Source organism: Helicobacter sp. 10-6591 (genome assembly GCF_003288805.1).
In the GTDB taxonomy this organism is placed as follows: Bacteria; Campylobacterota; Campylobacteria; order Campylobacterales; family Helicobacteraceae; genus Helicobacter_F.
The window spans coordinates 38,973-61,807 of sequence record NZ_NHYK01000009.1; the positions used below are offsets into that span (position 1 = coordinate 38,973).

Below are 22,835 nucleotides of genomic sequence, written 5' to 3' on the forward strand. Positions count from 1 at the left end.
GAGGTATCACATGCGAGCAGTGCAAAAATCATATCAACACCCCCGCTTTAAAGAGCGAGCAAAAGGCGAGTTTATCAACTATGCGGGCAAAGATACGCTTATTTATCAAGCACTTGGGTTAAGAAGAGCCTATAAACCAATAAAGGAGGTTACATGAAAAAAGTGAAAGGGTACTGGGTCGATAAGAATCGCAACAAATGGGATTCTACTTTTTATACTAAAGAGCAAGCATTAGGCTACTCTGCTAGCTTAATGAATTGTAAAGATTGCATTAATTGTATAGGCTGCAAGTATTGCACAAAATGCGAAAATTGCACAGACTGCACAAAATGCGAAAATTGTATCGATTGCGTAGCGTGCCACAATTGCGAACATTGCAACAATTGCTTAGGTTGCGACAATTGTTTAGGTTGCTTCCGTTGCATGTCTTGCAGACATTGTAATTTTTGTAGTATGTGCAAAAATTGCACGCATTGCAGAGCCTTAAGTGATTGCAATGGTTGCGAAAATCGTCGTCATTACAAATCAAAGGGAGCTATATGAGCAAAATAGAATGGACTGACAAAACTTGGAATGTCATCACAGGTTGCACGCAAACTAGCCCAGCTTGTCAAAATTGCTATGCAAAATCTATGACTAATAGATTACAAGGAATGGCTAAAAAAGGCATCAAGGGCAGTGAAAAATACATAAGCGGTTGGGATAGTGTGATATTCCATACCGATATGTTAGGGCATATTTTTAACTTCAAAAAATATCCTAGTGGGTGCAAAGTCTTTGTGATTCTATGAGTGATACCTTTCATAGTCAAATAAGTGATAACCACTTAAAAATGCTTTTTAATCTAATGGGTGCTAGAAATGATGTAACTTTTCAAGTGCTAACCAAAAGACATATGAGAATGTATAGCTTCTTAATTGAATTCAAAGAGCTAATAACTCCTAATATTTGGTTAGGTGTTACTGCTGAAAATCAAGCAATGGTAGATGAGCGAGTAGATTGGTTAGTGTATTTGAAACAAGAAATTAAAGGATTTGCAGACAAAGATATTAAGATTTTTGTATCTTGTGAGCCACTTTTAGAGAATCTCAATCTAAGCAAATATATAGATAAATTAGATTGGGTAATAGTTGGTGGTGAAAAAGCCCATAAAAAGGGCAGAACAATGCAGTATGAGTGGGTCAAAGACATATACTCACAATGCCAAAAAACCCAAACTCCATTTTTCTTTAAACAATGGGGAGATTGTGAGAAAAAAATCAAATTATCAATGCAAGGTATTGATAATAATCTTTTGCACAAAATTGAAAACACAAAAGAATTCCCAAAAGATTAAAAAGGAGCTAGAAATGGAAAAAATCGATGGGTATTGGGTCGATGAGAATCGTAACAAATGGAATACTATACTCTACACACAAGTAGAAGCCTTACAACACTCTAAGAGCTTAGTTAATTGCGAAGGTTGTATAAATTGTGTAGATTGCATATATTGCAAAGGTTGTATAAATTGCATAGGTTGTAAATTTTGCAGAGATTGCGAAAATTGTGAAAAATGCCACAATTGCACAGATTGTAAATTTTGTAAAAATTGCTACGAAAAAGGAGGTAGAAATGAAATCTTGTAGATACTGGAATCTATTGCAAGACTTGGAACAATGCAGCGAACTTATCCATGGTGATATTAATGAAATCATAAAGTTTAGCCAAAGAGAGAAAGACGCGCTAGTTAAAATATTACACATTTTTCAACAAACATTAGAAAATGTAGGCGATGTTGAAAACTTTATAGATTCACTTTCTGATGATGACCCAGTATTGTTTTAGCAACAATCTACCAAAAGCACAAGAAAAACACAAGATAAGTCTAAGTCATGAGAAAAGAACAAAATAACCTAGATCTTACTTCTTCTTTAGAGAAAGTAATTGTAAGTAGTGCTATGTATTACCCGCAATACATAGAGGAATTTTTAGCGCAAATACCTTTAAGCGCACTAAGCAAAGAAGGGCAAGAGTGCTTGAAAACTTTTGGCCTAGCTTTTGAAAAAAAAGAGCCTATAAACATTGAAATACTGACAACAAATTCTCCCTTCACCCCTCATAGTATCGCTTTATGTGTATAGTCAAAAAGCGTATTTTGACATGTGCATGTTTTTGATTGTAAAAAATCCTAGAATTGCTTTGTTTTTCAAATTTTTTAGAAGTTTGAAACAACATATTTTAACACCACAAGGAGTATCCAATGTCCCAAGAAGTTATCTTAGAAGTATCACAACTAGATACTGCAAAGCTTTTTCAGTATGGAGTGTCTCTACTAAGCGATGAAGAGATTCAAGCAAGCGCAGACTTTGAAAATCAAAATTTGTTAGAAGAATTAAACATTAACTAAAAGGAGGAAATCATGGCAACTTATGAAGAAATCAGAGAATCTATAAAGAAAAATGCGATTTTTAGTATCGCTCAAACTATTGCGGGGCAAGTGAATGGCGATTATAAAGTGCCATTTATGCACGACCAAAAGGCACAAGATATGTCAAGGGCTTATAATCCCAGCACAGGAAGTTCTTATGAGGGCTTAAATTCTTTGCTTTTGGATATAAAGAAAGCAGAATCTAAATACCCTACTAATCAATGGCTTAGTCTTAAAGAAATGGAGATACTAAAAGCTGACCCGCAAGATATTAAAAATATTAAGCAGAATTGGCGAGAAAAGGCTGTAAAGATTTCTTATCTACAAAAGAAAATCGTTGTGCCTTTGCATAAGCTTGACGAGAATGGACAAAAAGTCCCTTTGCTTGACGAAAAAGGCAACCAAAGAATTGGTAAAAATAATGAGCCACTTTTTGAATATGAGCTAGTGTCTCAAATTGACAAAAAGACAAATCAACCAAAAATCAACCCAAAGACCAATGAGCCTTTTATGAATATTAAAACAGAGACCAGAGAGCTTGAAACACCAATCTATAGGACAGAGCTTCTTTATAATGTGGCAGAATGCCCCAGCCTTGATAAGAGCAAATTCAAGGAGCTTGATAAAAGTAGAGAATACAAGCACATACTCAAAAATGCAAAGGATTACGAGGCTAATGTCAAAAAAATTGTGTTTGAAGACATCGCAAAAGAGCTAAAACCTACAACAAGGGAACAAATCGAGGAATATTTTAAGGCACAAAATCAAGGCAAAGATTTCATCGTTCCAAGAGGACTTAATGAAGTCCAAAAAGAGCAAGTGCAAAAAATTGCTACTAATATCGTAAATAACACAAAAACCGAAACTAACGAACATACAAAAGAATCTCAGACGCAAAGCAATAAAAATCAAACAAAAGACAAAAAGACTGCCATAAAGAAAAACAAAGACATGAATAGATAACAATCTTAAAAAGCGGGACTTATCCCGCACCATACAAATCAAAAAAAGGAGCAAAACAATGAACACGATTATATTAAGAGGCTACTTAAGTGCAGATGCACAAATACGCTATATCGGAGCAAAACAAACACCATGTGTAAATTTTAGTGTCGCTTACAATAAGCGTTTTAAAAACGAAAGAGGCAATATCGAAGAAAAAGCAATGTTTTTTGAAGTGATTATTTATGGCAATTACGCCCAAAAAATCTTAACTTCATTAAAAAAAGGCACGCTTGTATTCTTACAAGGCTCACTTAATCAAGATTCTTGGGAAAAAGAGGGGCAAAAGCACTCTAAAATCACTATTATTGCAAGCAAACTGCATATAATCCAAAAAAACACACCTCTTACGCAACCAAATCAACAGCCTCCTAATCAACAAACACAACACATAAGCGCGCAAGAAGTAACAAACATTATCAATCAACCAAACCCATAAAATCTACAAATTAAAAGGCTTTTGTCAAAAGATTCTTAAGATCTTTTGATTTTAAACCTATTTAAAATCTCTCTGCATATTCTTTATTGAGATACCTAAAAACTCTAAGATTTTTAAAATCACCTTTATAAGGGAAAAGCATGCCTCAAAGGTGTGCTTTTAAAGATTTTTTGGCATATGGGTGCTTTATAATTACACACTAACCAAATAAAAAGGAGTTTGTTATGGAAAATAAAAGACTAAACATGGAAGAGTGTGTAAAGTTACTAGGGGATTTTGTGATACTAAAAGCAAAGGGCTTTTCTCAAAATTCAGTATTTGATTCTCACAAAGTTGCGATTTTTTTGTTGGCAAGTTATGATTTTAAGAGTCTTAGGGAAATAAAAGTTTTTCTATCAAAAGCGTGCAAACTTGGCATTATTAGCGCACGCAATTTAGTTGCTATTATAGATTTTTTAGAGTATCAATTTAAAAGAAATGGGTATTTTGAGCCAAATATGGAAGACAAGCTATATGTGGATTATTTTTTTAATCTCACAAAAAGACTTAAATCTTCTAGCATCAAACAAAAAGCCATGATTGTTAATCTATTTTTGAAATATCTCCCATCACAAGGTATTCAAGCAAAGAATCTTAAAGATATTTCTATGAAGTTTTTGCACAATAAAGCGCTCCCTAATTTTTTAAATGACCATCAATACAAGGCATTTTTGCAACATGCCATAAAAATGGAAGAGTATAATATTTTTCAAATCAAGCGCAAATTAGCTATCTTTTTAGTCTATTACACAGGAATCCGCTCAAGGGAAGTATCACGCTTAAAGTTGGAGGACATAAGAAATGATGGACTTGTTTATGTCTTTAGAATCAACGGAAAATGTGCGAGAGAACGCTTTGTATCGATTAAAAAAGAACATATAGGCACATTATTAGAAAAATACATTGCTTTACGCGAAGAGCTACAATGCAAGTCTCAATATCTATTCCAATTAAGAAATACTAATGAAGCACCAAGAACATGCTATAGCCTAAAGCCATTGCTCAAAAAAATAGATTCTGTCCAATCGCGTGGAAATTGTTTGCATCTTTTGCGCCATTCTTACGCCTCATTTATTTACAGGAGTCTTAAGGATATTGTGCTAACAAGTCAAATGCTAGGGCATACCAATATTAACACTACACAAATTTATATCCATATAAATCCAGACACACATGAAAAGGTGGCTGAGCTATTTTAAAAGTTATGTGATGCATACTGCGTATAATGTAGTATTTTAAATACATTACAACATACTACAACATAATACATTATATGTATTATGTTTAAAATATAATAAAATACTTGACAATACATTATAATTAATGTAATATATTTTAAATTAATTGATAAGGAAAGAAGCATGATTAGCATAGATTTAAATAAAGGTGTTGTGGATATTTCAAAGGTTGAAAACAAGCATGATTTATTTGTTTTGCAATCTGAAATACTTTTTGTGTTGGGGGCATTTATGAATGCAAAGGAAGAAGTCGAAAAAAAGACTTATGAGCCTAAAGAGGTTGCAAAGTTTCTTACCGATAGGCTTATATTTGCAAAGCAATTTTTTGCACAAACAAAACTAGGAGCATAAGATGGTTATAGCAATAGGAAATCAAAAGGGAGGTAGTGGAAAATCCACCATCGCGCTTAATCTTGCTATTAAACTTTTGGAGTTTTCTGACAAAGTGCTTGTTATGGATACCGACCCGCAAAAAAGTATTGAAAGCTTTACAAATATTAGAGAATCGCGCAACGATTGTGAGAAGTTGCCACATTTTACCCTCGCTAATCGCACAGGCAATATCACAGAAAGTCTTAAGCAAATGGTAGGAATTTATGATTATGTTGTGATTGATACGCGCGGAAGTGATTCCCAAGAAAGCAGAAAGGCTATGATTTGTGCGGATAAATTGCTTGTGCCCACAACACCTAGCCAGCTAGATATTGATGTATTGATTGAAAATTTAGGGCGCGTAAAGGAAATTAAAGATATAAATGAAAATCTTAGCGTCTCAATTCTTATGAACAAGATTAACCCAAATCCTTTTCTTGCTAAAGAGTTAGCAGATTTCAAAGAGGCAATATTTAGAATCAATAAGAGCATAGGAGAAGATTTTACTTGCTTAGAATCTTCACTTTGTGAGAGAATCTCATATAAAAGGGCAGTAAGCGAGGGCTTAGGCATTACAGAATACATAGATATAAAAGCAAAAAATGAGTTTGAAGCATTTTTTAGTGAGTTTTTAGAAAATCTCAATCAAAGCAAGAGTGCATAAAATATACAACAACGCAAAAACCCTAGGAACAAGAGAAATGGATAATGTAACACTAGATTCATTAAGCTTTATGCAAAGAGAAGAGTTTTTTAGGACACTTCGCATAAGCTTAACTCATCACTTGAAATTTTAAAACAAGGACAAGAAGCAAGTTTGAAATTGATTGAGAAGCAAGTAAAACTAGAAAAAACCAAAACAACCAACCAAAAGAGATAGCCTAAGGAACAGATTAATGAAATACAACATAGACAAAGCAAAACAAATACAAGAGCTAGAAACCAACAAAAAAGCACAAGATTTTATCAATGATGCACAAGAAGTGAATAAGGAGATAGTAGAAATAAACAAAACATCTCCCATAAAAGGTAGAAAACGCCCATATAATTTTTACCTTAATGAATTACTTTTGCAAGAAGTAGAAGCTTTTTTGCAAGAGCATGGTAAATACAAAGAGAGCAAATCTAGCTTTATGGAAGATTCTTTACGATATTTTCTTGCAAAGAGAAAATCAGAAGTTTAAAACAAAAAAGTTTAGAATATACCCACAACATAGAATTACTTTAATTTTGTGTTGTTTTTCCAAGTTCTTTTGTCTTTAGATTTTAAATGAATCTTAAAAACCCAAACTTCTAAAAATCTTAACATAAACTTAAAAGAATTAATCCAGATAAATTTTAAAATTTTCTTAATCTCTAAGTTTCTTAATTTTTTCTTAATTGCTTCATTTAGAATCTATAAAGACTCTTAACTAATAATAATATTTTATTACTACCTCCTCTCCCTTATATTAGATTCTAATATGTGCGGAAATTGATTTCCAAACTTTTAAAAAAGCCTTAAGATTGGGATTTGCTTAATTGATTAGATTTTGAATCTAAGACTTTGGATTTTTGTAAATGAGAAACTTTGATAGTTTTTGCGGGTTGCTTTTCAATCTTTGGCTCTACTGTTTTAGTGATTACATTTTGGGCTACAATCTCTTGTTTTAGCTCTTTAATATCAACTTTATTTTTTCTTAAGATTTTTTCAAGAGCAAGCAATTCTTTCTCTAAGAAAAGAGATTTTTTCTTAGCTCTCATTGAATCCGCATAAGAATCTAAACTAAAGCCTACTTCTTGCTTCTCTTTTGCTTCTTGTTCTGCAGATTCTCTAAGAATCCTAAATACAAATTTCAATCGCTCTATACTCATTTGCAATAGCTTTTGAGCTTGGGCTTCAAGCTCATTTTGCAAAGTTTTGCTTTTTTCATGCAGGTTAGGATTTTCTACAAACGAGATGTTTTGCAAAATACTCTTATAGTAATGCAATTGCGAAAGCCTTTTTGAAAGTTTAAAGCCATTAGTTTTATGTGTAATATCTTGCTCTAAAAGCACACTATCACTAATGCTATCAATATTGCTTTTAAACATAGATTCTGCATGTGCAATATCCTTTCTAAACTTTTCAAGTTTTTTGCTTAAATCAAGGGGAATATATTGCTCAAATCCACTAAATGATTTCACTAAAGCTTTTTTCTTATTGTGAATATTAAAATTTTTACAAAATGAGCTAAAGTTACTCTCCCAATCTAAGAAATGCGCCACATGAGAATCTAGGCGTGAAATTTTTACCTGAAGCTTTTTAATCTTTGTTTCCAGCTCTTTTATTTGGCCTCTTAAGCTCTTTGCCTTTTCAAGCAAGTTTATAAGCTTTTTATCATTTTCTTGTGATTGTGTGATTTTTCTCTCAACATTTGCAAGATAGATTGACTTATTGCGTAAATCTTTTTGAAGATTTTGACTTTGCAGAAAGCATATTTTTCGCTTAGATGAAACACTAAGTATAGCACTCTTATATTCTTTTAAAAATGCTAAGTCATCTATAAGCGTATCCTCTTGTGTAAAAGAACTTAGTTTTTCAAGCTTAGAATCTCTATGTGATTGTCTAAAAGCCTTATCGAATCTCACTTCATTGGTATAATCAAGCTTGCCACATGAAAAGGCTAAAAGATTGTATTTGAAATCCTCGCGCATGCTTTCAAAAAAGTTTGCTACCTCTTGCTTACTGTTAAAATGCAAATTCTTGCGCGTAAAGATATTTTTCTTATTGATAAACACATGGATATGAGGCTTGTTTTGATGAGAATGTGGCACCATAAGCCATTTGTATTCTGCAAGATTAGATTCCAAAGTTTGGCGTGTAGAAATCTTAAGAATATCCATTAAGTTTGAGGAGTGTGTTTCATTCAGAGAAAAGACCAAATGCAAAGCCACTTTTGCATTTGCTTTGTCTGAAAAATCTTCATTCCAATTCTCAAGCGTCTGCTCGACATTAACCTCCTCGCCAAGATAATTAATCCCAAGAGATTCATCAGCTTTGCTTAGAGCATAATTGAGCGCATTAACACAATGAGTTTTATTCATATTGGCAATGTTTTTTATCATCACGGCTTTGGGTTGAGATTGTGAGTGAAACAAAGGCTTAGATTCTGCAATGTTTCTAAAAATTGTAAAGCGCACTTTTTTCACATAAACTTCAGGAGTCTTTCGCACTTTTTTGAAGCTTACATACTCAAAAAGCTTGACTTCTTTTTGCAAGAGTTCAAGCGGTAAATCTAATATAACATCTCGCATACTTTCCCTTATAAATTTTTACAAGGAAATGATTGCTTGTTACCTTTTAACAACAAAGCGATTATACTAAAAATTTTTAGGGCAAAAATCACTCACTTTTTACAAAACTCCCTAAAAACCTTAGAAATAGCTTAAAAAATAGCCTTTTAAATTTTTTGCAGGATAACCCTCGATATGTGTATCGAGGTATCTTTAATGCCCTTATGCAGGGGGATTCAGTCAATCATAAAAAAATTTATGATTTTAGGGCGTTTCAGACACTCAAATTTAGCAAAAAAGAGCGATTTTAGAGCCAAAATTGAGATGGAGAGTAAAGAGCAAATTTTAAAGCTAAAGAATAAAAACTTAAAGACAAAATCATCAACTTGAAAGCAAAAAACTATTAAACTTTAGGGCATAACAAAGAGAGCTTAAAAACAAAATTTTTAAACTTAGAAGCCACAAAAAAATTTAAACTTACAAGACAGAATAAAAGCTAGACTTAAAAACCAAAGAAAGATAACTTAAGAACCAAAAGAGAAATAACTTAAGAGCAAAAAATTTTAAAACCTGCAAGCAGAATACAAAGGCTTAAAATTCAGGAATTTTGCAAAGAGATTACCACAAAATATAAAACCTCGTGGAAAATGATAAAAGATTAAAAAGCGAGGATAAAAACACAATATTTTTTTAAGGGAAAAGAGTGAAATTAATTTTGTTTTAAGGTTTAAGAGTTATAAATTCAAGCTTCAAATTCAAAAGTTACTACTTGAACTTAGACTCTGCTTAAGAATTGAATTTTAGAAAAAAATACCCAAAAGGCACTAAGTATAGTCGCTACAAAAAGATAGATAAGTGGATAGAGCTCCATAAAATATCTTGGTGTCATTGTTTGAGAAATACCAAAAAACACCCCAACTACAATAAATAGCTCCAATCCCACAATATAAAGCAAGGGTTTATATTCTTTACAAAGATCTATAGGTTTGTATTTTATAAAACATACAAGCAAGCTTATAGTGACAAGAACCCAGCCAAACTTTCCAAACGCAGAGAGGATAATACTAAACAACAAAGACCATATACTTTGCTCATACACCCAAGCACCGTCCATACGATACAAGAATCCCCCAACAATATGGTGAAAAGTAATCCATGCTATGCCAATAGAGCCAATACATAAGAAAGCGACAAACAAGCCTAGTGTATGTGTTTTAGTGCGTAAGCTTTCTATAAGCAAGATTACTCCAGCGGCAAAAACAAAGACATACGCGTAATAATGTGTCAGAACCATAGCACTCCCACATACGAAGATTCCAGCAAAATACCTATTTGGATGTTTGAGAGAGAGCTTTTTATGCAGAGATTCTAAAACCAAATACAAAAGTACGCAAAAGATACTCGCAAGAGAGAGTATCATCGCGTAGTTGCGACATTCCTGCGCGTAGTAAATAGTATTTGGCGCAAGAACAAAAAGAGGTGTATAACTCAAAGCCAAGATTTTATAACCATGCTTATGAAGCAGTGTAAAACTTACAATAGCTCCAAACACAATCCATATTGTGCTAAAAAATCGTAAGACAAAATCTGAAGTGCCAAAGACATGAGCATATATCTTCAACAAAAGGTTGTAAAGAAAAGGATGATTATCGTTTAAAATGATCATCCAAAAACGAGCAAAATCCCATACTTTATAAGGGATATTATCTATTTGCCCCCCCCCCTATAGAAAATACACTAAATGCCTCATCCCCCCAGAGAGATTCGCGATTGATATTAGCCAATACAATGCACAAAAGTACGGCGATACTGCCACACAAAGACCAAATTCCCCAGTTTATACGACTCATAAAAACTCCTTATTTTTTAAATACAACCCCACTTTGGCTAGAACTTCACCCGTGCGCTTAACGCGCGAGAGAGTGAAAGTTGATCTACAGAATCTAGCCCTATGCCCGTAGGCACACCCTGTGCAATCTTGCTAAACCTCAGATTGGCAAAACATTCCAATTTATCCTCAACAAATAACATAATAGCTTCATTTGCCAATGTTGGTGAAAGCGCAAAGATTACCTCTTGGATATTTTCCTCTTGTATGCGAGCTTTAAGCAGGGAAAAATCAATGTCCTTGAGCTCAGCTTTGGAATCCAACACAAAATAGCGTCCATGGAATTCATTTATCGCCTCAATTGTAAAAACATCTTTTTGGTGTCCCACTATACAAAGCTCACCATTAGCTCTTGTGCTATCAAGACAGATTTCACAAATCTCAGATTCGCTAAGTGAGAGACATTTTTGACACAAGCGTACATTACGAGCACTTTCCTCAAGCGCAGTGGCAAGCCTGAAGCTCAAAAACTTATTTTCTAAACTGAGATTGAACGCGATTTTCTGGGCGGATTTTTTCCCAATAGCCGGAATCTGCTCCAAAGATTCTATGAGCATATAAAATGATTGTAATCCCTTTTTATAGGTCTGCATATCCCAAGCCTCCATTGAGCGAACATAATCGAATATTTGAGATTGTTTTGCTACAATTCCTGCCTTAATTTTACATAGATTCTTCTCTAAAGTTTTACCCACACTTTTTTTACATCTAAGGAGTTTTGAGCAATGGAGATTGATTATTATGAAGTATTAGAAGTTACTCGTACAAGCGACAAAGAAAGCATAAAAAAATCCTATCGCAAGCTCGCATTAAAATACCATCCAGACAGAAACCCAAACAATAAAGAAGCGGAAGAACGTTTCAAACTCATAAACGAAGCCTATGAAGTCCTAAGCGATGATGACAAACGCTCTCTTTACGACAGATATGGCAAACAAGGTTTGCAAGGAAACTCCAGTGCAGGATTTGACTTTGATGATATTTTGGGTGGATTTGGCTCAATCTTTGAAGGCTTTTTTGGGCAAGGATTCTCACGAAATAAGCAAAGCAATAGCTTAGATTCTCTACAAGAGCTAACTCTTAATTTCAAAGAAGCAGTCTTTGGGTGCAACAAAAAATTTACACACAGTTATAAGGTCATATGTAATGCATGCAACGCTACAGGCGCAAAAGATGGCAAGCTAAGCGCTTGTACAGAATGTGGCGGAAGTGGGAAGACCTATATAAGACAAGGTTTTATGACCTTCGCCCAGACTTGTGCCAAATGTGGTGGAAGTGGGAAGCAAAAAGTCGAGTCTTGCGCCGCATGCAAAGGCAAGGGCTATAAACTCAAAGAGGAAAGCTTTGAAGTTCCTATCCCAGAAGGCGTGGATAATGGCAATAAACTTCGCATACAAGGCAGAGGAAGTGAAGGGCTTAATGGCCAAAGAGGTGATTTATTTTTGGTGCTACAGGTGCAAGATGATGAAAACTTCGTGCGAGATGGAGAGAATGTCTATATTGAAGTGCCTGTGTTTTTTACCGCTATCTTGCTAGGACAGAGCATCACCATTCCTGGGTTGCGTCGAGAGTTAGAGCTCAAGATCCCACCAAACACAAAAGATGGTGCACAGTTTGTCTTTGAGAATGAAGGCGTGAAGATTCTCAATTCTAAATCCTACGGGAAGTTTGTAGCCCAAATCACAATCATCTATCCCAAAAAACTCACAAACGAACAAAAAGATCTGCTTACAAAGCTTAATGAAAGCTTTGGATTAGAAAGCACACCACATTTAAATACATTAGAGCAGTGTTTTAAAAAGATAAAATCTTGGTTTAAGTAATGCGCTTTTTGCAAGCTCTTGTGCTTTTATTTCTAGCTTCTTGTAGCGATGTGCGTAAGACTTCATTAGTCCCAAGCGCAAAGTCAGAGAATCCCCAGCTAGAAAAACTCCTTGAGCGCAAAGTCCAATCCTCGCGTAAAGCAGAGATAATACAAGGCAAGAGTACCGCTATCATCGCCATAGCTACTTATCTCAATGATGTGGATAATGTCCAGGCAGCGCGTGAATTATTCTTGATTGAGCTATACGAGAAAACACCTAGTCCAGACATCACAAACAAGCTAAAGTCCCAGCTAATCTCAGGTGGCAAGAGCACAGATTCATTGTTTATCACAAAGCTTACTCCAAGCCAATATACAGAGATTTTGTACCCATCAAATCCTTACAATACACTCTTTATCATAGAGTTTTTAAGAATCAGCGCAAAGCATAGAGAAACTATGAGACTAAAGCTTGATATTGAGAATCTAGGAAGTATGGATTTTAACTTTGGCTATCCCACACTCAATTCCAAACTACAATAATGCGATTGGATTCTGCGCTTTTTACTCTTGGACTTTTCCAAAGTCGCCAAAAGGCAAAAGAAGCTATAAGTGAGCGCAAAGTCCACTACCAAGACAAAATCCTCTCAAAGCCATCTCTTGAAGTCTTCTTACAATATGACACACTCGTATTAGATAGCACCCCCATACATAAAGACGACCTTGTTATACAGCCACAATTTGTAAGTCGAGCTGGCTCAAAGCTTGATTGCTTCTTGCAAGAGAGAGGTTTGCATTTGCAAGGTATCAGAGCACTTGATATTGGCTCAAGCACAGGAGGTTTTACCCAAGTCTTGTTGCAAAGAGGTGTATCCCACATCGTGTGCGTAGATGTAGGAGACAAGCAGCTACATAAGACTTTGCGCAAAGATTCTAGAATCTGTTTGTTTGAAAATTGCGATATAAGAGATTTCGCTAAAACCTGTAAAGAAAGCTTTGGTCTGATTGTTTGTGATGTGAGCTTTATCTCGCTCTTTGTTATCTTGCCATCTCTCTTGTCTTTGGACTCTCCTACCTTACTTTTGCTTTTTAAGCCACAATTTGAAGCAGGCAGAGAAGCCAAACGCAATAAAAAAGGCGTCTTACAAGATCACAAACTTATACAAGACAAACTCTCTCTTTTCGTCCACTGCCTTGAGAAAACACATCTTGTGAGCATACACAAGAGCCAGATTCTAGGAAAGGAAGGAAATGTTGAGTTCTTCATCCTTGCGCACCGCAAATGAGATTACCTCTTTGGCAATAGGCAAATTTGATGGTATGCATCTAGCCCACCTCTCATTACTGAAAAATCTTGATTTTTTAGGCGCACTTTTATGTATCCAGACCAAAGAATCCCCATGCCTCACACCTATGAAAACCAAAGAGCTTTATACAAAATATCCAATTTTCTATCTCAAACTAGAAGAGATAAAAGACCTAAGTGGTGAGCAATTTACACAACTGCTCCAAACCTACTTTCCTTGTCTTAAAAAGCTTGTTGTAGGCTATGACTTCCGTTTTGGCAAAAATCGTAGCTTTGAAGCCAGTGATCTCCAGTTTCTCTTGTCAAACACACAGATTGTCATCTGTGATGAATTCTGCGTATCTGATATTGGGGTACATTCGAGTTTGATTAAAGAATTTATTGCCTTAGGAAATTGCAAAATGGCAAATGCTCTCTTAGGCAGGACTTATAGCATCATAGGAAAAAGCGTGCGAGGGCAAGGCATAGGCTCTAAGCAGCTCTTTGCAACGATAAACCTCCAAACACAAGACTATTTATTACCCCAACATGGTGTGTATGCTACCTTTTGTAAGATTTTGGAATCTGAGTCTTGTGCTGCACAAGATTCTCTCCTGCAAAGTGTGAGTTTTATTGGCAATCGTCTAAGTACTGACAGAAGTTTTAGTATAGAAGTGCATATCATCGATAGAGTACTTACTTCTAATCCGCTAAAACTAGAAGTATTTTTCTTGCAAAAAATCCGTGACAATAAGCATTTTAAAAATCTCTTGGATTTAAGAGGACAGATAGAATCTGACATCCACACTGCCAAGAGTATCTTAAATAAAGAGCATTCTTGATATCGTTTTATTTCTAAACATAAGAAGTGCGGGCACATTATTTCATTGCCTCATATATTAATCGTTGTAAAAAGGAAAAACGCCCTGCTTTGTTTGATGATATTTGCTTAGAGGTTATTCCAAAGCTTAGCAATGGCGTAACGCCTGATAACAAATATATCAAAGATGTTTTAGAGGAAATTGCAATTTGTGATTCCAAAACGGGCGAATGGAAGCTAAAGGGCAAAAGCGGCACACAAGAAAGTTTGTTTGACTAAACAAACATAAAGTAGGGATTGTAACCACCCCTTAGGCATACTCCATCAAAATACAAGCAGATTTAGTAGATTATCAAAGTCAGGACACAAGACTTACTTAATAACATCAATGAGGGATTTAGCAAAGGACACTGGTTTGATTGCTTGCAAAGATAAAGAGGCGGTTAATTCAGTGTAAAAAGAGGGAAAATAGATAAAACATGAAAATTTTCCTAGAAGATTGGGTAGCGCATTTGTAAAAAAATCAAAAGATCTTTACAAACAAAAACGCGATAAATAAGAATGTAATCCAAAATATTCAATCGATTGTTTTTAATATTCATCTTTCCTGATTTCTAAGATGAAAATATGAATTTTCATAATTGAGTAGATTCGTGGATATTTCAAACAAAACCCTAAAACACGAAGCGCTATTATATCTCACATTTTATCAATTTCCCTTGTTGTTTATTCTCTCATCTTCCTAGAATCCCTGTTTTTGTAGCTTTTAATTATGAAAATTCATATTTTCATCTTAGAAATCAGGAATCAATATGACGAGTATTCAAAAAAAGCTACTAGAAATAGCGAAAGAATTTATAAAAATATGCGAAACCCATAACCTAAGGTACTACGCATCTTCTGGCACATTGTTAGGTGCAGTACGACATAAAGGATTTATACCATGGGATGATGATATGGATTTCTATATGCCACGTAGCGATTACAACAAACTGATTGAACTTGACAAAAAGGGGTGTTTCAAAGACCAATATATTTTTAAACATTGGGATAAAACAAAAAATTACATTTGGAACTTTGGCAAGATCGAAGATACCCAAACCACTTGTATAGAATCCACAATTGCCGAGCATGGAGTAGATTATAAATCTGGTATAGGCATAGACATATTTATACTAGATGGGGGGGGGGATAAACAAATGAGTTCTAAAATCCACTTTGACAAAATGACAAAATGTGCTAGCAGAAGATATGATAAATACTGGAATCAAAAATCAAACAACCCTCTAAAGCGTCTTGTTCAAAGTATGAGAAGGTCTGTATTCACTTCCCAATTTTTTATGGAGTATTTTAAAAACAAACACGATGAGTTGGCTCATAAATACAATTTCGATGATTCTAAGTTTATAGCAAGTACTTTTGTGCTGTGTACATGCGATAAAAGCTATCATACTTATAGTGACTTCGAACCTAGCATTATTATGCCCTTTGAAGATATTTATATTAAATGTCCTAATAACTATAAAGCATATTTAGAACGACTTTATGGGGATTATATGACACCTCCACCAGAGAGTGAGCGCACTGGTCATATGCCATATTTTGTAGATCTCAATCTGCCATTTGAAGAATACGACGCACCATATATAAAGAAACTTCAATGAATCTCGCTCCTGTTTTAATAACTGTATATGATAGATTCGACTGTCTAGAAAAATCCATCTCATATTTACTCAAAAACAAAGAAGCAAAAGACACGAATCTCTATGTCGTAAGTGACTACGCCTATAACTCTGCGCATATCCCTAAGATAGAAAATATCCGAGAATATATAAGATCTATAAGTGGCTTTAAAAGCGTAGAGGGTATATTTTGGGAAAGTAATAAAGGGAGTTTTGATAGTTGCAGAGATGCAATAAATTATATTTTTAGTCAATACGACAGAGTAATAGTGTATGAAGATGATATCTTGGTATCTAATAGATTCCTAGAGTATATGAACAATGCCTTAGAGTTTTACAAAGACGATGAGAGAATCATATCTATTGCATCGCATACACATTACAAACCCATTGTATACCATGGTTATCCATATGAAATATATCTAAGCAAGATGTATTCACCGTGGGGTTCTGGGCTATGGAGAGACAAATACAAAAAGATAGATTGGGAATTAAATGGAGTTGAAGAATTCTTAAAAGACAAAAAACAAATCAAAGAATTCAATTCTATATCCAACCATATGCTACCCATTCTCTTAGATATGCTCCAGAAAGGTAAAAAATATGGTGATGTAATGGTGTGCTATAACATGTACAAGCAAAATCTCTACACCCTTTATCCTATCAAAACGCTCTCTGTTAATATTGGTCATGATGGGCGAGGAGAACACTGTGGTGTAGATGATAAATGGCAAAATCAGAAGTTATACAACGACTTCTCGCCTACAATGATAAAAGATTTGCAAACAGATAAAAAGATTTTCAAGAATCAATACAAAGCATTTTATGATTTACGTAGAGATTTATTGGTACCTATTTTGGAATTTGTAGGGCTAAAAAATATAGCTAAAAAGCTTTGGTACAAAATCAAAAGACGCTAAGTAATGCAAATACATAGCAAAATGAAAGGCATTATCTTAGCTGGTGGCTCTGGTACCAGACTCTATCCTATCACACAAGTGATATCCAAACAATTGCTCCCAGTATATGACAAGCCAATGATTTACTATCCACTCTCAGTCTTAATGTTAGCAGGAATAAAAGAGATACTTATCATATCCACCCCGAATGATATAGGTAGATTTCGCGATCTTTTAGGCAATGGAGATAATCTTGGAATCTCCATAGAATACGCCATACAAGAGATTCCAAATGGACTTGCTGAGGCATTTATCATAGGAGAGAGCTTTGTAGGCAGCTCTTCTGTGTGTCTTATACTTGGAGATAATATTTTTTATGGACGAGGATTTGGCGATATGCTCAGAAAATGCGCGACACTCAAAGAGGGCGCTATAGTCTTTGGCTATAAAGTCAAGGACCCTGAACGGTTCGGTGTAGTGGAATTTGATAGTAATTTCAGAGCAAAATCTATTGAAGAAAAACCAAAAAATCCAAAGAGTAATTTTGCAGTCACTGGACTGTATTTTTATGACAATCAAGTCGTAAATATCGCAAAGTCTCTCACTCCTAGCGATCGCAGAGAATTAGAGATCACAAGTGTCAATCAAATATATTTAGAGAAAGGCATGCTAAATGTCGAGCTTCTGGGACGAGGCTTTGCATGGTTAGACACTGGGACTACAGAATCTCTGCTTGATGCGAGTCATTTCGTCGAGACGATAGAAAAACGCCAAGGTTATAAAATCGCCTGTATAGAGGAAATCGCCTATAACAACGGCTGGATCACTGCTGAGCAAGTAGAAAAAATCGCTGCCCCACTTTTAAAAAGCTCCTATGGGAAATATCTGTATGAGGTAGTGGATTTCAGCACAAAGGAGGAAACCAATGAAAATCAACCAATTTAATTCAAACGAGAAAATTCTCAAATACACCGATAAAATCAATTATTTTCTCAATGCCCACAAGACCCTAATAGTAGCTGAGTTAGATCTTACAAATAAATGCAATCATCGCTGTCCTGGTTGCTGTGGGAACAATGAAAATAATGCTGAACTGAGTCTGGAGCAAATCGAGAAAATTGTAGAAAATCTCGTTGAATGTGAGTGTCAAGGAGTGATATTAAGCGGTGGTGGAGAGCCGACTATAAGCCCACATTTTGCTGCTGCAGTAAAATTGCTAAAAAACAATGGAATCAATATAGGCATGAATTCTCATGGAATGAATCTAGATAAAACAAAAATGGAATTGATCGCTCAAAATATGGAATATTTCCGTATATCTCTAGATGCAGGCACACCAGAGATGTATAACAAAATACATGGCATGAATGCACAACATTTTCAAAAGACGCTAAGCAATATAGCAGCATTTTCAGAATACAAAAAATCGATTGATTCTAAAACTAGCTTTGGAGTGGGATTTCTGACAAGCCGTGCTACAGAATGTGATATGGAATCTTTCGTACAGCTTGTAAAAGAACGTGGTGCAGATTTTGCGCAGTTTCGACCATTTACTGGCGATACCCTAGATATCCGTCAGAAGGTAGTTGAACTGCGTGAAAAATACGAATCTGATGACTTTAAGATAGTTGCTAGCTACCAGAAATACAATGAAATGAGTAATATAGGGGGGGGGGGGATAAATCATGAAAATCGCGGCTACTCTAAATGCCATGGGATGTGGTTTAGCACTTGTATAAGTGCTGATTTCAAAGTATGGGCGTGTCTACACTTCCGTCAAAGTGCTGAGCATCTATTAGGAGATCTGTCCCAAAATACATTGGCAGAAATATTTAGAAGCGCTCGGATGAGGGAAGTTTATAATTCTATAAATTGTAAAAACTGTCCAATACTTTGCAGAAATGATAGTTTTAATAAAACTCTAGAATCACTCCAAAACCCAATAATCAACAGTGAATTTTTATGATACAGGTCAATAAGCCATATCTGCCCACAAAAGAAAAATATATCCGATATCTTGATTCTATCTGGAAAAATAACCATTTAACAAACTTTGGGCCACTCAGTATTCTTCTAGAAGAGAGACTCTGCGAATACTTAGAAGTTGACAATTTGCTTCTGGTCAATAATGGAACAATAGCACTTCAAGTCGCCTATAAGCTACTAGGACTCCAAAAAGATGACAAGATTATTACTACACCATTTAGTTTTGTCGCTACTACAAATACATTGATTTGGGAAGGATTACATCCGCAATTTGTTGATATAGATGCGGAAAGTTTTTGTATAAACGTAGAAAAAATAGAATCGCTTTTTGATTCTAATCAAAATACTAATTTTAAAGCAATTTTGCCAGTGCATGTTTTTGGTAATGCATGTGAGGTTGAAAAGCTGGAACTGATTGCAAAAAAATATAATCTAGCATTAATTTATGATGCTGCACATGCATTTGGAGTGAGATACAAAAATACAAGTATATTTAGTTACGGAGATATTTCTACTATATCTTTTCATGCTACAAAACTCTTCCATAGCGTAGAAGGTGGAGCTATAGTATTCAAAGACAACAGTTTAAAAAATGAAGCAAAGAAAATAATAAATTTTGGTCTCAGAAAATCTTTTCCAGAGACACTGGGAATCAATGCTAAAAATAGCGAATTTCACGCTGCAATGGGATTGTGTGTACTAGAAGATATGCCATATATCATGGAAGAGCGGGAGAAAATCTGGACATACTATGAAAATAAACTCAAAAATTATTTTACACTCCAGAAACGGAATCTATTTTCTACAAATAATTTTCATTATTTTCCAATTCTATTCGAAAAAGAAAAGATTCTTTTGGCAACCATCGATAAATTGCACCAAAATGGAATCTACCCTAGACGATATTTTTATCCTAGTTTAGAAGTGCTATCTTTTGTGAACAGTACAAAATGCCAGATTTCACAAAATATTGCTAACAGAATTTTATGCTTACCAATATATGTAGGATTAAGAGAAGATGAACAAGATAAAATCATTGAAATATTAAAATCACAATAGAAATTCCTGTCTGGGTATTGAAAATACCAAAAAAACATAGCAACAAAATAGATAATCTTTCTTACACTAATTTTACTAAGTCGCAAAATTTATTCGTATTAACTTGCCTAAGTTTCTGATTTTGGATTCCATTTCCTTTTGGCTTTCAAAGTTTAAAAAAACTATCCCAGCTTTATATCTCTTGGGATCTTTTATAACTTCACCTTTTGTAGCAAATATCAAACTATCTACGACATTATCACGAATGCTAGTATCAAACTCTATGTTTTTATAAGTACCAATATGTTTAGACATCACGCACTGTCTAGCAAAAAACTCTCGTTTAAAAATCTTTTGTTTGCAAAAAGTAAGACCCGCGATAGTCTCAATGATCATCTTTGGATAATCTACCCCATAAGCCATAGATACAAACTGTGGATACAAATCCCCACCGGCTCTCCTACACGCTTCTATGATCACTAGTTTTTTACTTCCATTTGGCATATCTTTTGCAATAGTTTGTGTGTGGAATATTCCATCTTTTAGTTGAAGAATATTTGCGATTTTTTCTATCTCTACAATAAGATCTTTAATCATATTGTCACTGATAGAATGTGAAGTTGTAGTTCCTGACACAGCAAATGGATTATAATCATATTGTTCGTTATCGTAGAAATAAAACACTACTTTTTTATTGATTAATATTGTACTAAATCCGTGTCTACTACCCTCTATAAACTCTTCTATAACTATTGTCTTGTCTCTAGAAGCATCAAATGCTATTTTCAAGGCAGATTCTAAATTATCTTTTTCTATTTCTACTACACTAACACCCTTACCTGCTGCATTATCAATTGGCTTGATTATTATTTTTCCTTGAAAAAAATTTTTACTTTCTTTTATTGCATTGTTTATGTCCTTAAAATATAGAGCTCTTGGAGAATCTATATTGTGTCTGCAACAAAACTCCCTCCATAAATTCTTATGATGGATTATCTTACTAGTTTCATAATCATCAAAATTCCACATTTTTAATTTCTCATTAACATAGCAACAAGTTAATATAGAATAATCATCACATGCTGGAATTAAAATATCAACCTTTGAATTTTCAATAACTCTAAGCATTGCTTTTTTGTCTGAATAATCTTCTAATGCAACGTTATCTGCGTATTTATGTCCTAAATCATTTGGGTTATTCCCGCTAGTAATAACGTAATATCCCATTTTTTTGGCAGAGATTATAGTGGGAATATCTGCATACTTACCTCCAGCAACAAACAGTCTTTTCAATAACTATTCCTTTATGTGTCTGTAGGAATAAAATACATCACTGTTTCGGCTATTCCGAAAGAATAATGTCTAAAATATAATCTGTATTTATTATTCATAGCAAGCACAACTTGAGGTATTTTATACAAATCATCATAGCCGTGATATACACATATTGCCAAGATTGGATGGAGATTAGCAATAATATTTTTACTACCATTAAGCGCTTGAATCTCGGCAGATTCTATATCCATTTTTATCATTATATTTTGCTTGGATTCTCTTTTACTCTTAATGCCCCCCCCCCCTTATAATTCGTCATAAAGCAAATTATCTAGTTTATTTACTTTCACTTGATTTACATTTGTAGTAGAAGCCTCATCCAAATGGTATGCACTAGTATTAGCGGAACTAGTATTTAAATATAAAAATTCTTCCTTGTCGCCAAGAGCCAAGTTATAAAATTCAACATCTGTATCCTTTAATTTTTCTTTAGCTAAATTTATATTTCCTACAAATGGTTCAAAAAAATATATTTTTTTATAATTTGGATTCCTAGCAATATATTCAAGTGAATTTGCTCCATCATATCCACCACAATCAACAAATACACTCACGTTTTTAAAATCTATAAAATCCTCAAAATACTGTTTATGTGGATATATGTTTAGACATTCAATAAAACTATAATCTTTATTAATTCGAAAGTTTATAATAGAACTAAAATGTTGTCTGGATTCCTTATCTGCAAGCATTTGATATACATCGCAGTATTTATCTTTATTCATATTGTAATCATTTTGAAAATCTTTAAAATTGCTATTTCTCTCTTTTCTTACAAAAATATCAAAAAATTCTATTTCCAATAGATCCAAATTTGCGTATTTACTAAATGAAAAATAATCTATCATAGACAAATTTGGATTATCTAACGCTCTTAATTTGTCTAGTGCAGTTTTTGTATTGCAAGTTACTACTACTACTTTACCAACCTGATCCTTTAAATCCATAGAGCGAATTATCTTGATACCCTTATATTCTTCTTCACTTGTATAATCATCTATAAATGCTTCAATTTTTAATCCTATTCTTTCTAAATTCTCGAAAATAGAATCGCTATATTTGTTTATTCCATAAATAAAACGCCTTTCATTCGTTGACAAAAAATCATTTATAAATACTTTTGTTTTACTAATTGTACTTTTCATGTATGCTCCTTAAGTGTATTCAATATTCTTTGATGCATGACTTCATTATGATTAAAATACCCATCATTACAGGTTTTACATGGCATTTGTTTTGGTGAGGTAATAAAAAGAGATCTTCTCCATGCCACCCATTTTGGCTGGGCATATATATCAAATATATTTTCTCTTATGGCCCCCCCCCCCACGTGTTTGTTGGTATTT

The 22,835-nt window shown here is 34.2% G+C and carries 30 protein-coding genes; 22 read left to right on the plus strand and 8 right to left on the minus strand.

Going from position 1 to position 22,835, the window contains the following annotated elements; genetic code table 11:
* The first annotated feature begins 10 nt into the window (after window positions 1–10).
* The 12 genes from CCY97_RS08235 to CCY97_RS04300 all read left to right on the plus strand — a co-directional run bounded on the left by CCY97_RS08235 (window position 11) and on the right by CCY97_RS04300 (window position 6,681).
* Window positions 11–157, plus strand: coding sequence for a hypothetical protein (locus CCY97_RS08235; RefSeq protein WP_181562816.1), 147 nt, complete (start codon window positions 11–13; stop codon window positions 155–157).
* A gap of 382 nt (window positions 158–539) precedes the next feature.
* On the plus strand, window positions 540–791 hold the full coding sequence (locus tag CCY97_RS04250) for a DUF5131 family protein (protein WP_112064248.1): 252 nt from the start codon (window positions 540–542) through the stop codon (window positions 789–791).
* Window positions 788–1,336, plus strand: a complete 549-nt coding sequence (locus CCY97_RS04255; protein WP_112064249.1) for a DUF5131 family protein — start codon at window positions 788–790, stop codon at window positions 1,334–1,336. Before CCY97_RS04250 ends, CCY97_RS04255 begins: the two co-directional genes overlap by 4 nt.
* Before the next feature lie 275 nt (window positions 1,337–1,611).
* Entirely contained in the window at window positions 1,612–1,824 is a 213-nt protein-coding gene (locus tag CCY97_RS04265) for a hypothetical protein (RefSeq protein ID WP_112064251.1), read from the plus strand.
* Between the two features lie 47 nt (window positions 1,825–1,871).
* Window positions 1,872–2,120 carry a hypothetical protein gene (locus CCY97_RS04270; RefSeq protein ID WP_112064252.1) on the plus strand — a complete coding sequence of 83 codons (249 nt, stop codon included), beginning with the start codon at window positions 1,872–1,874 and terminating at the stop codon, window positions 2,118–2,120.
* Window positions 2,121–2,239: 119 nt separating this feature from the next.
* A complete protein-coding gene (locus CCY97_RS08240; protein WP_181562817.1) occupies window positions 2,240–2,386 on the plus strand; it encodes a hypothetical protein in 147 nt (48 codons plus the stop codon).
* A 12-nt stretch (window positions 2,387–2,398) separates the two neighbouring features.
* Window positions 2,399–3,370, plus strand: a complete 972-nt coding sequence (locus tag CCY97_RS04275) for an ArdC-like ssDNA-binding domain-containing protein (RefSeq protein ID WP_112064253.1) — start codon at window positions 2,399–2,401, stop codon at window positions 3,368–3,370.
* 58 nt (window positions 3,371–3,428) lie between these two features.
* Window positions 3,429–3,848 (plus strand): single-stranded DNA-binding protein, encoded by a 420-nt coding sequence (ssb, locus tag CCY97_RS04280; RefSeq protein ID WP_112064254.1) that lies wholly within the window; start codon window positions 3,429–3,431, stop codon window positions 3,846–3,848.
* A 224-nt stretch (window positions 3,849–4,072) separates the two neighbouring features.
* A complete protein-coding gene (locus tag CCY97_RS04285) occupies window positions 4,073–5,086 on the plus strand; it encodes a site-specific integrase (protein ID WP_112064255.1) in 1,014 nt (337 codons plus the stop codon).
* Window positions 5,087–5,248: 162 nt separating this feature from the next.
* Window positions 5,249–5,476: a hypothetical protein gene (locus tag CCY97_RS04290; protein WP_112064256.1), complete on the plus strand. Its 228-nt coding sequence runs from the start codon at window positions 5,249–5,251 to the stop codon at window positions 5,474–5,476.
* 1 nt (window position 5,477) lies between these two features.
* Window positions 5,478–6,161 (plus strand): ParA family protein, encoded by a 684-nt coding sequence (locus CCY97_RS04295; RefSeq protein ID WP_112064257.1) that lies wholly within the window; start codon window positions 5,478–5,480, stop codon window positions 6,159–6,161.
* 232 nt (window positions 6,162–6,393) lie between these two features.
* On the plus strand, window positions 6,394–6,681 hold the full coding sequence (locus tag CCY97_RS04300) for a hypothetical protein (RefSeq protein ID WP_112064258.1): 288 nt from the start codon (window positions 6,394–6,396) through the stop codon (window positions 6,679–6,681).
* A gap of 316 nt (window positions 6,682–6,997) precedes the next feature.
* Here CCY97_RS04300 and CCY97_RS04305 read toward each other — a convergent pair whose 3' ends face one another.
* The 4 genes from CCY97_RS04305 to recR form a co-directional block, all read right to left on the minus strand.
* Window positions 6,998–8,773 (minus strand): relaxase/mobilization nuclease domain-containing protein, encoded by a 1,776-nt coding sequence (locus CCY97_RS04305; RefSeq protein ID WP_112064259.1) that lies wholly within the window; start codon window positions 8,771–8,773, stop codon window positions 6,998–7,000.
* 754 nt (window positions 8,774–9,527) lie between these two features.
* Complete coding sequence (locus CCY97_RS04310; protein WP_112064260.1) at window positions 9,528–10,418, minus strand: glycosyltransferase family 39 protein; 891 nt, start codon at window positions 10,416–10,418, stop codon at window positions 9,528–9,530.
* A 37-nt stretch (window positions 10,419–10,455) separates the two neighbouring features.
* Window positions 10,456–10,602: a hypothetical protein gene (locus CCY97_RS08245; RefSeq protein WP_181562819.1), complete on the minus strand. Its 147-nt coding sequence runs from the start codon at window positions 10,600–10,602 to the stop codon at window positions 10,456–10,458.
* Window positions 10,603–10,639: 37 nt separating this feature from the next.
* Window positions 10,640–11,233, minus strand: coding sequence for a recombination mediator RecR (gene recR, locus CCY97_RS04315; RefSeq protein WP_112064261.1), 594 nt, complete (start codon window positions 11,231–11,233; stop codon window positions 10,640–10,642).
* A 132-nt stretch (window positions 11,234–11,365) separates the two neighbouring features.
* Here recR and dnaJ point away from each other — a divergent pair, with 132 nt between their 5' ends.
* The 10 genes from dnaJ to CCY97_RS04360 all read left to right on the plus strand — a co-directional run bounded on the left by dnaJ (window position 11,366) and on the right by CCY97_RS04360 (window position 20,175).
* Window positions 11,366–12,463: a molecular chaperone DnaJ gene (gene dnaJ / locus CCY97_RS04320; protein WP_112064262.1), complete on the plus strand. Its 1,098-nt coding sequence runs from the start codon at window positions 11,366–11,368 to the stop codon at window positions 12,461–12,463.
* Window positions 12,463–12,987: a hypothetical protein gene (locus CCY97_RS04325; RefSeq protein ID WP_112064263.1), complete on the plus strand. Its 525-nt coding sequence runs from the start codon at window positions 12,463–12,465 to the stop codon at window positions 12,985–12,987. Before dnaJ ends, CCY97_RS04325 begins: the two co-directional genes overlap by 1 nt.
* Window positions 12,987–13,730, plus strand: coding sequence for a TlyA family RNA methyltransferase (locus tag CCY97_RS04330; RefSeq protein WP_112064264.1), 744 nt, complete (start codon window positions 12,987–12,989; stop codon window positions 13,728–13,730). Before CCY97_RS04325 ends, CCY97_RS04330 begins: the two co-directional genes overlap by 1 nt.
* Window positions 13,696–14,571: a bifunctional riboflavin kinase/FAD synthetase gene (locus CCY97_RS04335; RefSeq protein ID WP_112064265.1), complete on the plus strand. Its 876-nt coding sequence runs from the start codon at window positions 13,696–13,698 to the stop codon at window positions 14,569–14,571. The genes CCY97_RS04330 and CCY97_RS04335 overlap by 35 nt, the downstream gene beginning before the upstream one ends.
* A 26-nt stretch (window positions 14,572–14,597) precedes the next feature.
* A complete protein-coding gene (locus CCY97_RS08250) occupies window positions 14,598–14,828 on the plus strand; it encodes a hypothetical protein (RefSeq protein ID WP_181562820.1) in 231 nt (76 codons plus the stop codon).
* 533 nt (window positions 14,829–15,361) lie between these two features.
* On the plus strand, window positions 15,362–16,213 hold the full coding sequence (locus tag CCY97_RS04340; RefSeq protein ID WP_112064266.1) for a LicD family protein: 852 nt from the start codon (window positions 15,362–15,364) through the stop codon (window positions 16,211–16,213).
* Entirely contained in the window at window positions 16,210–17,151 is a 942-nt protein-coding gene (locus CCY97_RS04345) for a hypothetical protein (protein WP_112064267.1), read from the plus strand. The genes CCY97_RS04340 and CCY97_RS04345 overlap by 4 nt, the downstream gene beginning before the upstream one ends.
* A gap of 21 nt (window positions 17,152–17,172) precedes the next feature.
* Window positions 17,173–18,075, plus strand: a complete 903-nt coding sequence (rfbA, locus tag CCY97_RS04350) for a glucose-1-phosphate thymidylyltransferase RfbA (protein WP_112064275.1) — start codon at window positions 17,173–17,175, stop codon at window positions 18,073–18,075.
* The gene (locus CCY97_RS04355; RefSeq protein ID WP_112064268.1) at window positions 18,056–19,096 is read left to right on the plus strand and encodes a radical SAM protein; all 1,041 of its coding nucleotides are present in this window, start codon (window positions 18,056–18,058) and stop codon (window positions 19,094–19,096) included. The genes rfbA and CCY97_RS04355 overlap by 20 nt, the downstream gene beginning before the upstream one ends.
* Window positions 19,093–20,175 (plus strand): DegT/DnrJ/EryC1/StrS family aminotransferase, encoded by a 1,083-nt coding sequence (locus tag CCY97_RS04360; protein WP_112064269.1) that lies wholly within the window; start codon window positions 19,093–19,095, stop codon window positions 20,173–20,175. The genes CCY97_RS04355 and CCY97_RS04360 overlap by 4 nt, the downstream gene beginning before the upstream one ends.
* 75 nt (window positions 20,176–20,250) lie before the next feature.
* Here CCY97_RS04360 and CCY97_RS04365 read toward each other — a convergent pair whose 3' ends face one another.
* The 4 genes from CCY97_RS04365 to CCY97_RS08385 all read right to left on the minus strand — a co-directional run.
* Entirely contained in the window at window positions 20,251–21,447 is a 1,197-nt protein-coding gene (locus CCY97_RS04365) for an ATP-grasp domain-containing protein (RefSeq protein ID WP_112064270.1), read from the minus strand.
* Between the two features lie 11 nt (window positions 21,448–21,458).
* The gene (locus CCY97_RS04370; protein WP_112064271.1) at window positions 21,459–21,689 is read right to left on the minus strand and encodes a hypothetical protein; all 231 of its coding nucleotides are present in this window, start codon (window positions 21,687–21,689) and stop codon (window positions 21,459–21,461) included.
* A 45-nt stretch (window positions 21,690–21,734) separates the two neighbouring features.
* Entirely contained in the window at window positions 21,735–22,634 is a 900-nt protein-coding gene (locus CCY97_RS04375; RefSeq protein WP_112064272.1) for a hypothetical protein, read from the minus strand.
* The coding region (locus CCY97_RS08385) for a hypothetical protein (protein WP_220091888.1) at window positions 22,631–22,835 on the minus strand (205 nt) is incomplete at its 5' end. The genes CCY97_RS04375 and CCY97_RS08385, both read right to left, overlap by 4 nt.

Coding starts and splice junctions, on each gene's coding strand:
- ssb (WP_112064254.1), top strand. CDS start 3,429: ATGAACACGATTATATTAAGAGGCTACTTAAGTGCAGATGCACAAATA.
- CCY97_RS04300 (WP_112064258.1), top strand. CDS start 6,394: ATGAAATACAACATAGACAAAGCAAAACAAATACAAGAGCTAGAAACC.
- CCY97_RS04370 (WP_112064271.1), bottom strand. CDS start 21,689: ATGATAAAAATGGATATAGAATCTGCCGAGATTCAAGCGCTTAATGGT.
- CCY97_RS04375 (WP_112064272.1), bottom strand. CDS start 22,634: ATGAAAAGTACAATTAGTAAAACAAAAGTATTTATAAATGATTTTTTG.
- CCY97_RS04340 (WP_112064266.1), top strand. CDS start 15,362: ATGACGAGTATTCAAAAAAAGCTACTAGAAATAGCGAAAGAATTTATA.
- CCY97_RS04335 (WP_112064265.1), top strand. CDS start 13,696: ATGTTGAGTTCTTCATCCTTGCGCACCGCAAATGAGATTACCTCTTTG.
- CCY97_RS04250 (WP_112064248.1), top strand. CDS start 540: ATGAGCAAAATAGAATGGACTGACAAAACTTGGAATGTCATCACAGGT.
- CCY97_RS04285 (WP_112064255.1), top strand. CDS start 4,073: ATGGAAAATAAAAGACTAAACATGGAAGAGTGTGTAAAGTTACTAGGG.
- CCY97_RS04305 (WP_112064259.1), bottom strand. CDS start 8,773: ATGCGAGATGTTATATTAGATTTACCGCTTGAACTCTTGCAAAAAGAA.
- CCY97_RS04345 (WP_112064267.1), top strand. CDS start 16,210: ATGAATCTCGCTCCTGTTTTAATAACTGTATATGATAGATTCGACTGT.
- recR (WP_112064261.1), bottom strand. CDS start 11,233: ATGCAGACCTATAAAAAGGGATTACAATCATTTTATATGCTCATAGAA.
- CCY97_RS04275 (WP_112064253.1), top strand. CDS start 2,399: ATGGCAACTTATGAAGAAATCAGAGAATCTATAAAGAAAAATGCGATT.
- CCY97_RS04355 (WP_112064268.1), top strand. CDS start 18,056: ATGAAAATCAACCAATTTAATTCAAACGAGAAAATTCTCAAATACACC.
- CCY97_RS04330 (WP_112064264.1), top strand. CDS start 12,987: ATGCGATTGGATTCTGCGCTTTTTACTCTTGGACTTTTCCAAAGTCGC.
- rfbA (WP_112064275.1), top strand. CDS start 17,173: ATGAAAGGCATTATCTTAGCTGGTGGCTCTGGTACCAGACTCTATCCT.
- CCY97_RS04265 (WP_112064251.1), top strand. CDS start 1,612: ATGAAATCTTGTAGATACTGGAATCTATTGCAAGACTTGGAACAATGC.
- CCY97_RS08245 (WP_181562819.1), bottom strand. CDS start 10,602: ATGAGTCGTATAAACTGGGGAATTTGGTCTTTGTGTGGCAGTATCGCC.
- CCY97_RS04360 (WP_112064269.1), top strand. CDS start 19,093: ATGATACAGGTCAATAAGCCATATCTGCCCACAAAAGAAAAATATATC.
- CCY97_RS08235 (WP_181562816.1), top strand. CDS start 11: ATGCGAGCAGTGCAAAAATCATATCAACACCCCCGCTTTAAAGAGCGA.
- dnaJ (WP_112064262.1), top strand. CDS start 11,366: ATGGAGATTGATTATTATGAAGTATTAGAAGTTACTCGTACAAGCGAC.
- CCY97_RS04270 (WP_112064252.1), top strand. CDS start 1,872: ATGAGAAAAGAACAAAATAACCTAGATCTTACTTCTTCTTTAGAGAAA.
- CCY97_RS04290 (WP_112064256.1), top strand. CDS start 5,249: ATGATTAGCATAGATTTAAATAAAGGTGTTGTGGATATTTCAAAGGTT.
- CCY97_RS08240 (WP_181562817.1), top strand. CDS start 2,240: ATGTCCCAAGAAGTTATCTTAGAAGTATCACAACTAGATACTGCAAAG.
- CCY97_RS04295 (WP_112064257.1), top strand. CDS start 5,478: ATGGTTATAGCAATAGGAAATCAAAAGGGAGGTAGTGGAAAATCCACC.
- CCY97_RS04325 (WP_112064263.1), top strand. CDS start 12,463: ATGCGCTTTTTGCAAGCTCTTGTGCTTTTATTTCTAGCTTCTTGTAGC.
- CCY97_RS04310 (WP_112064260.1), bottom strand. CDS start 10,418: ATGATCATTTTAAACGATAATCATCCTTTTCTTTACAACCTTTTGTTG.
- CCY97_RS04255 (WP_112064249.1), top strand. CDS start 788: ATGAGTGATACCTTTCATAGTCAAATAAGTGATAACCACTTAAAAATG.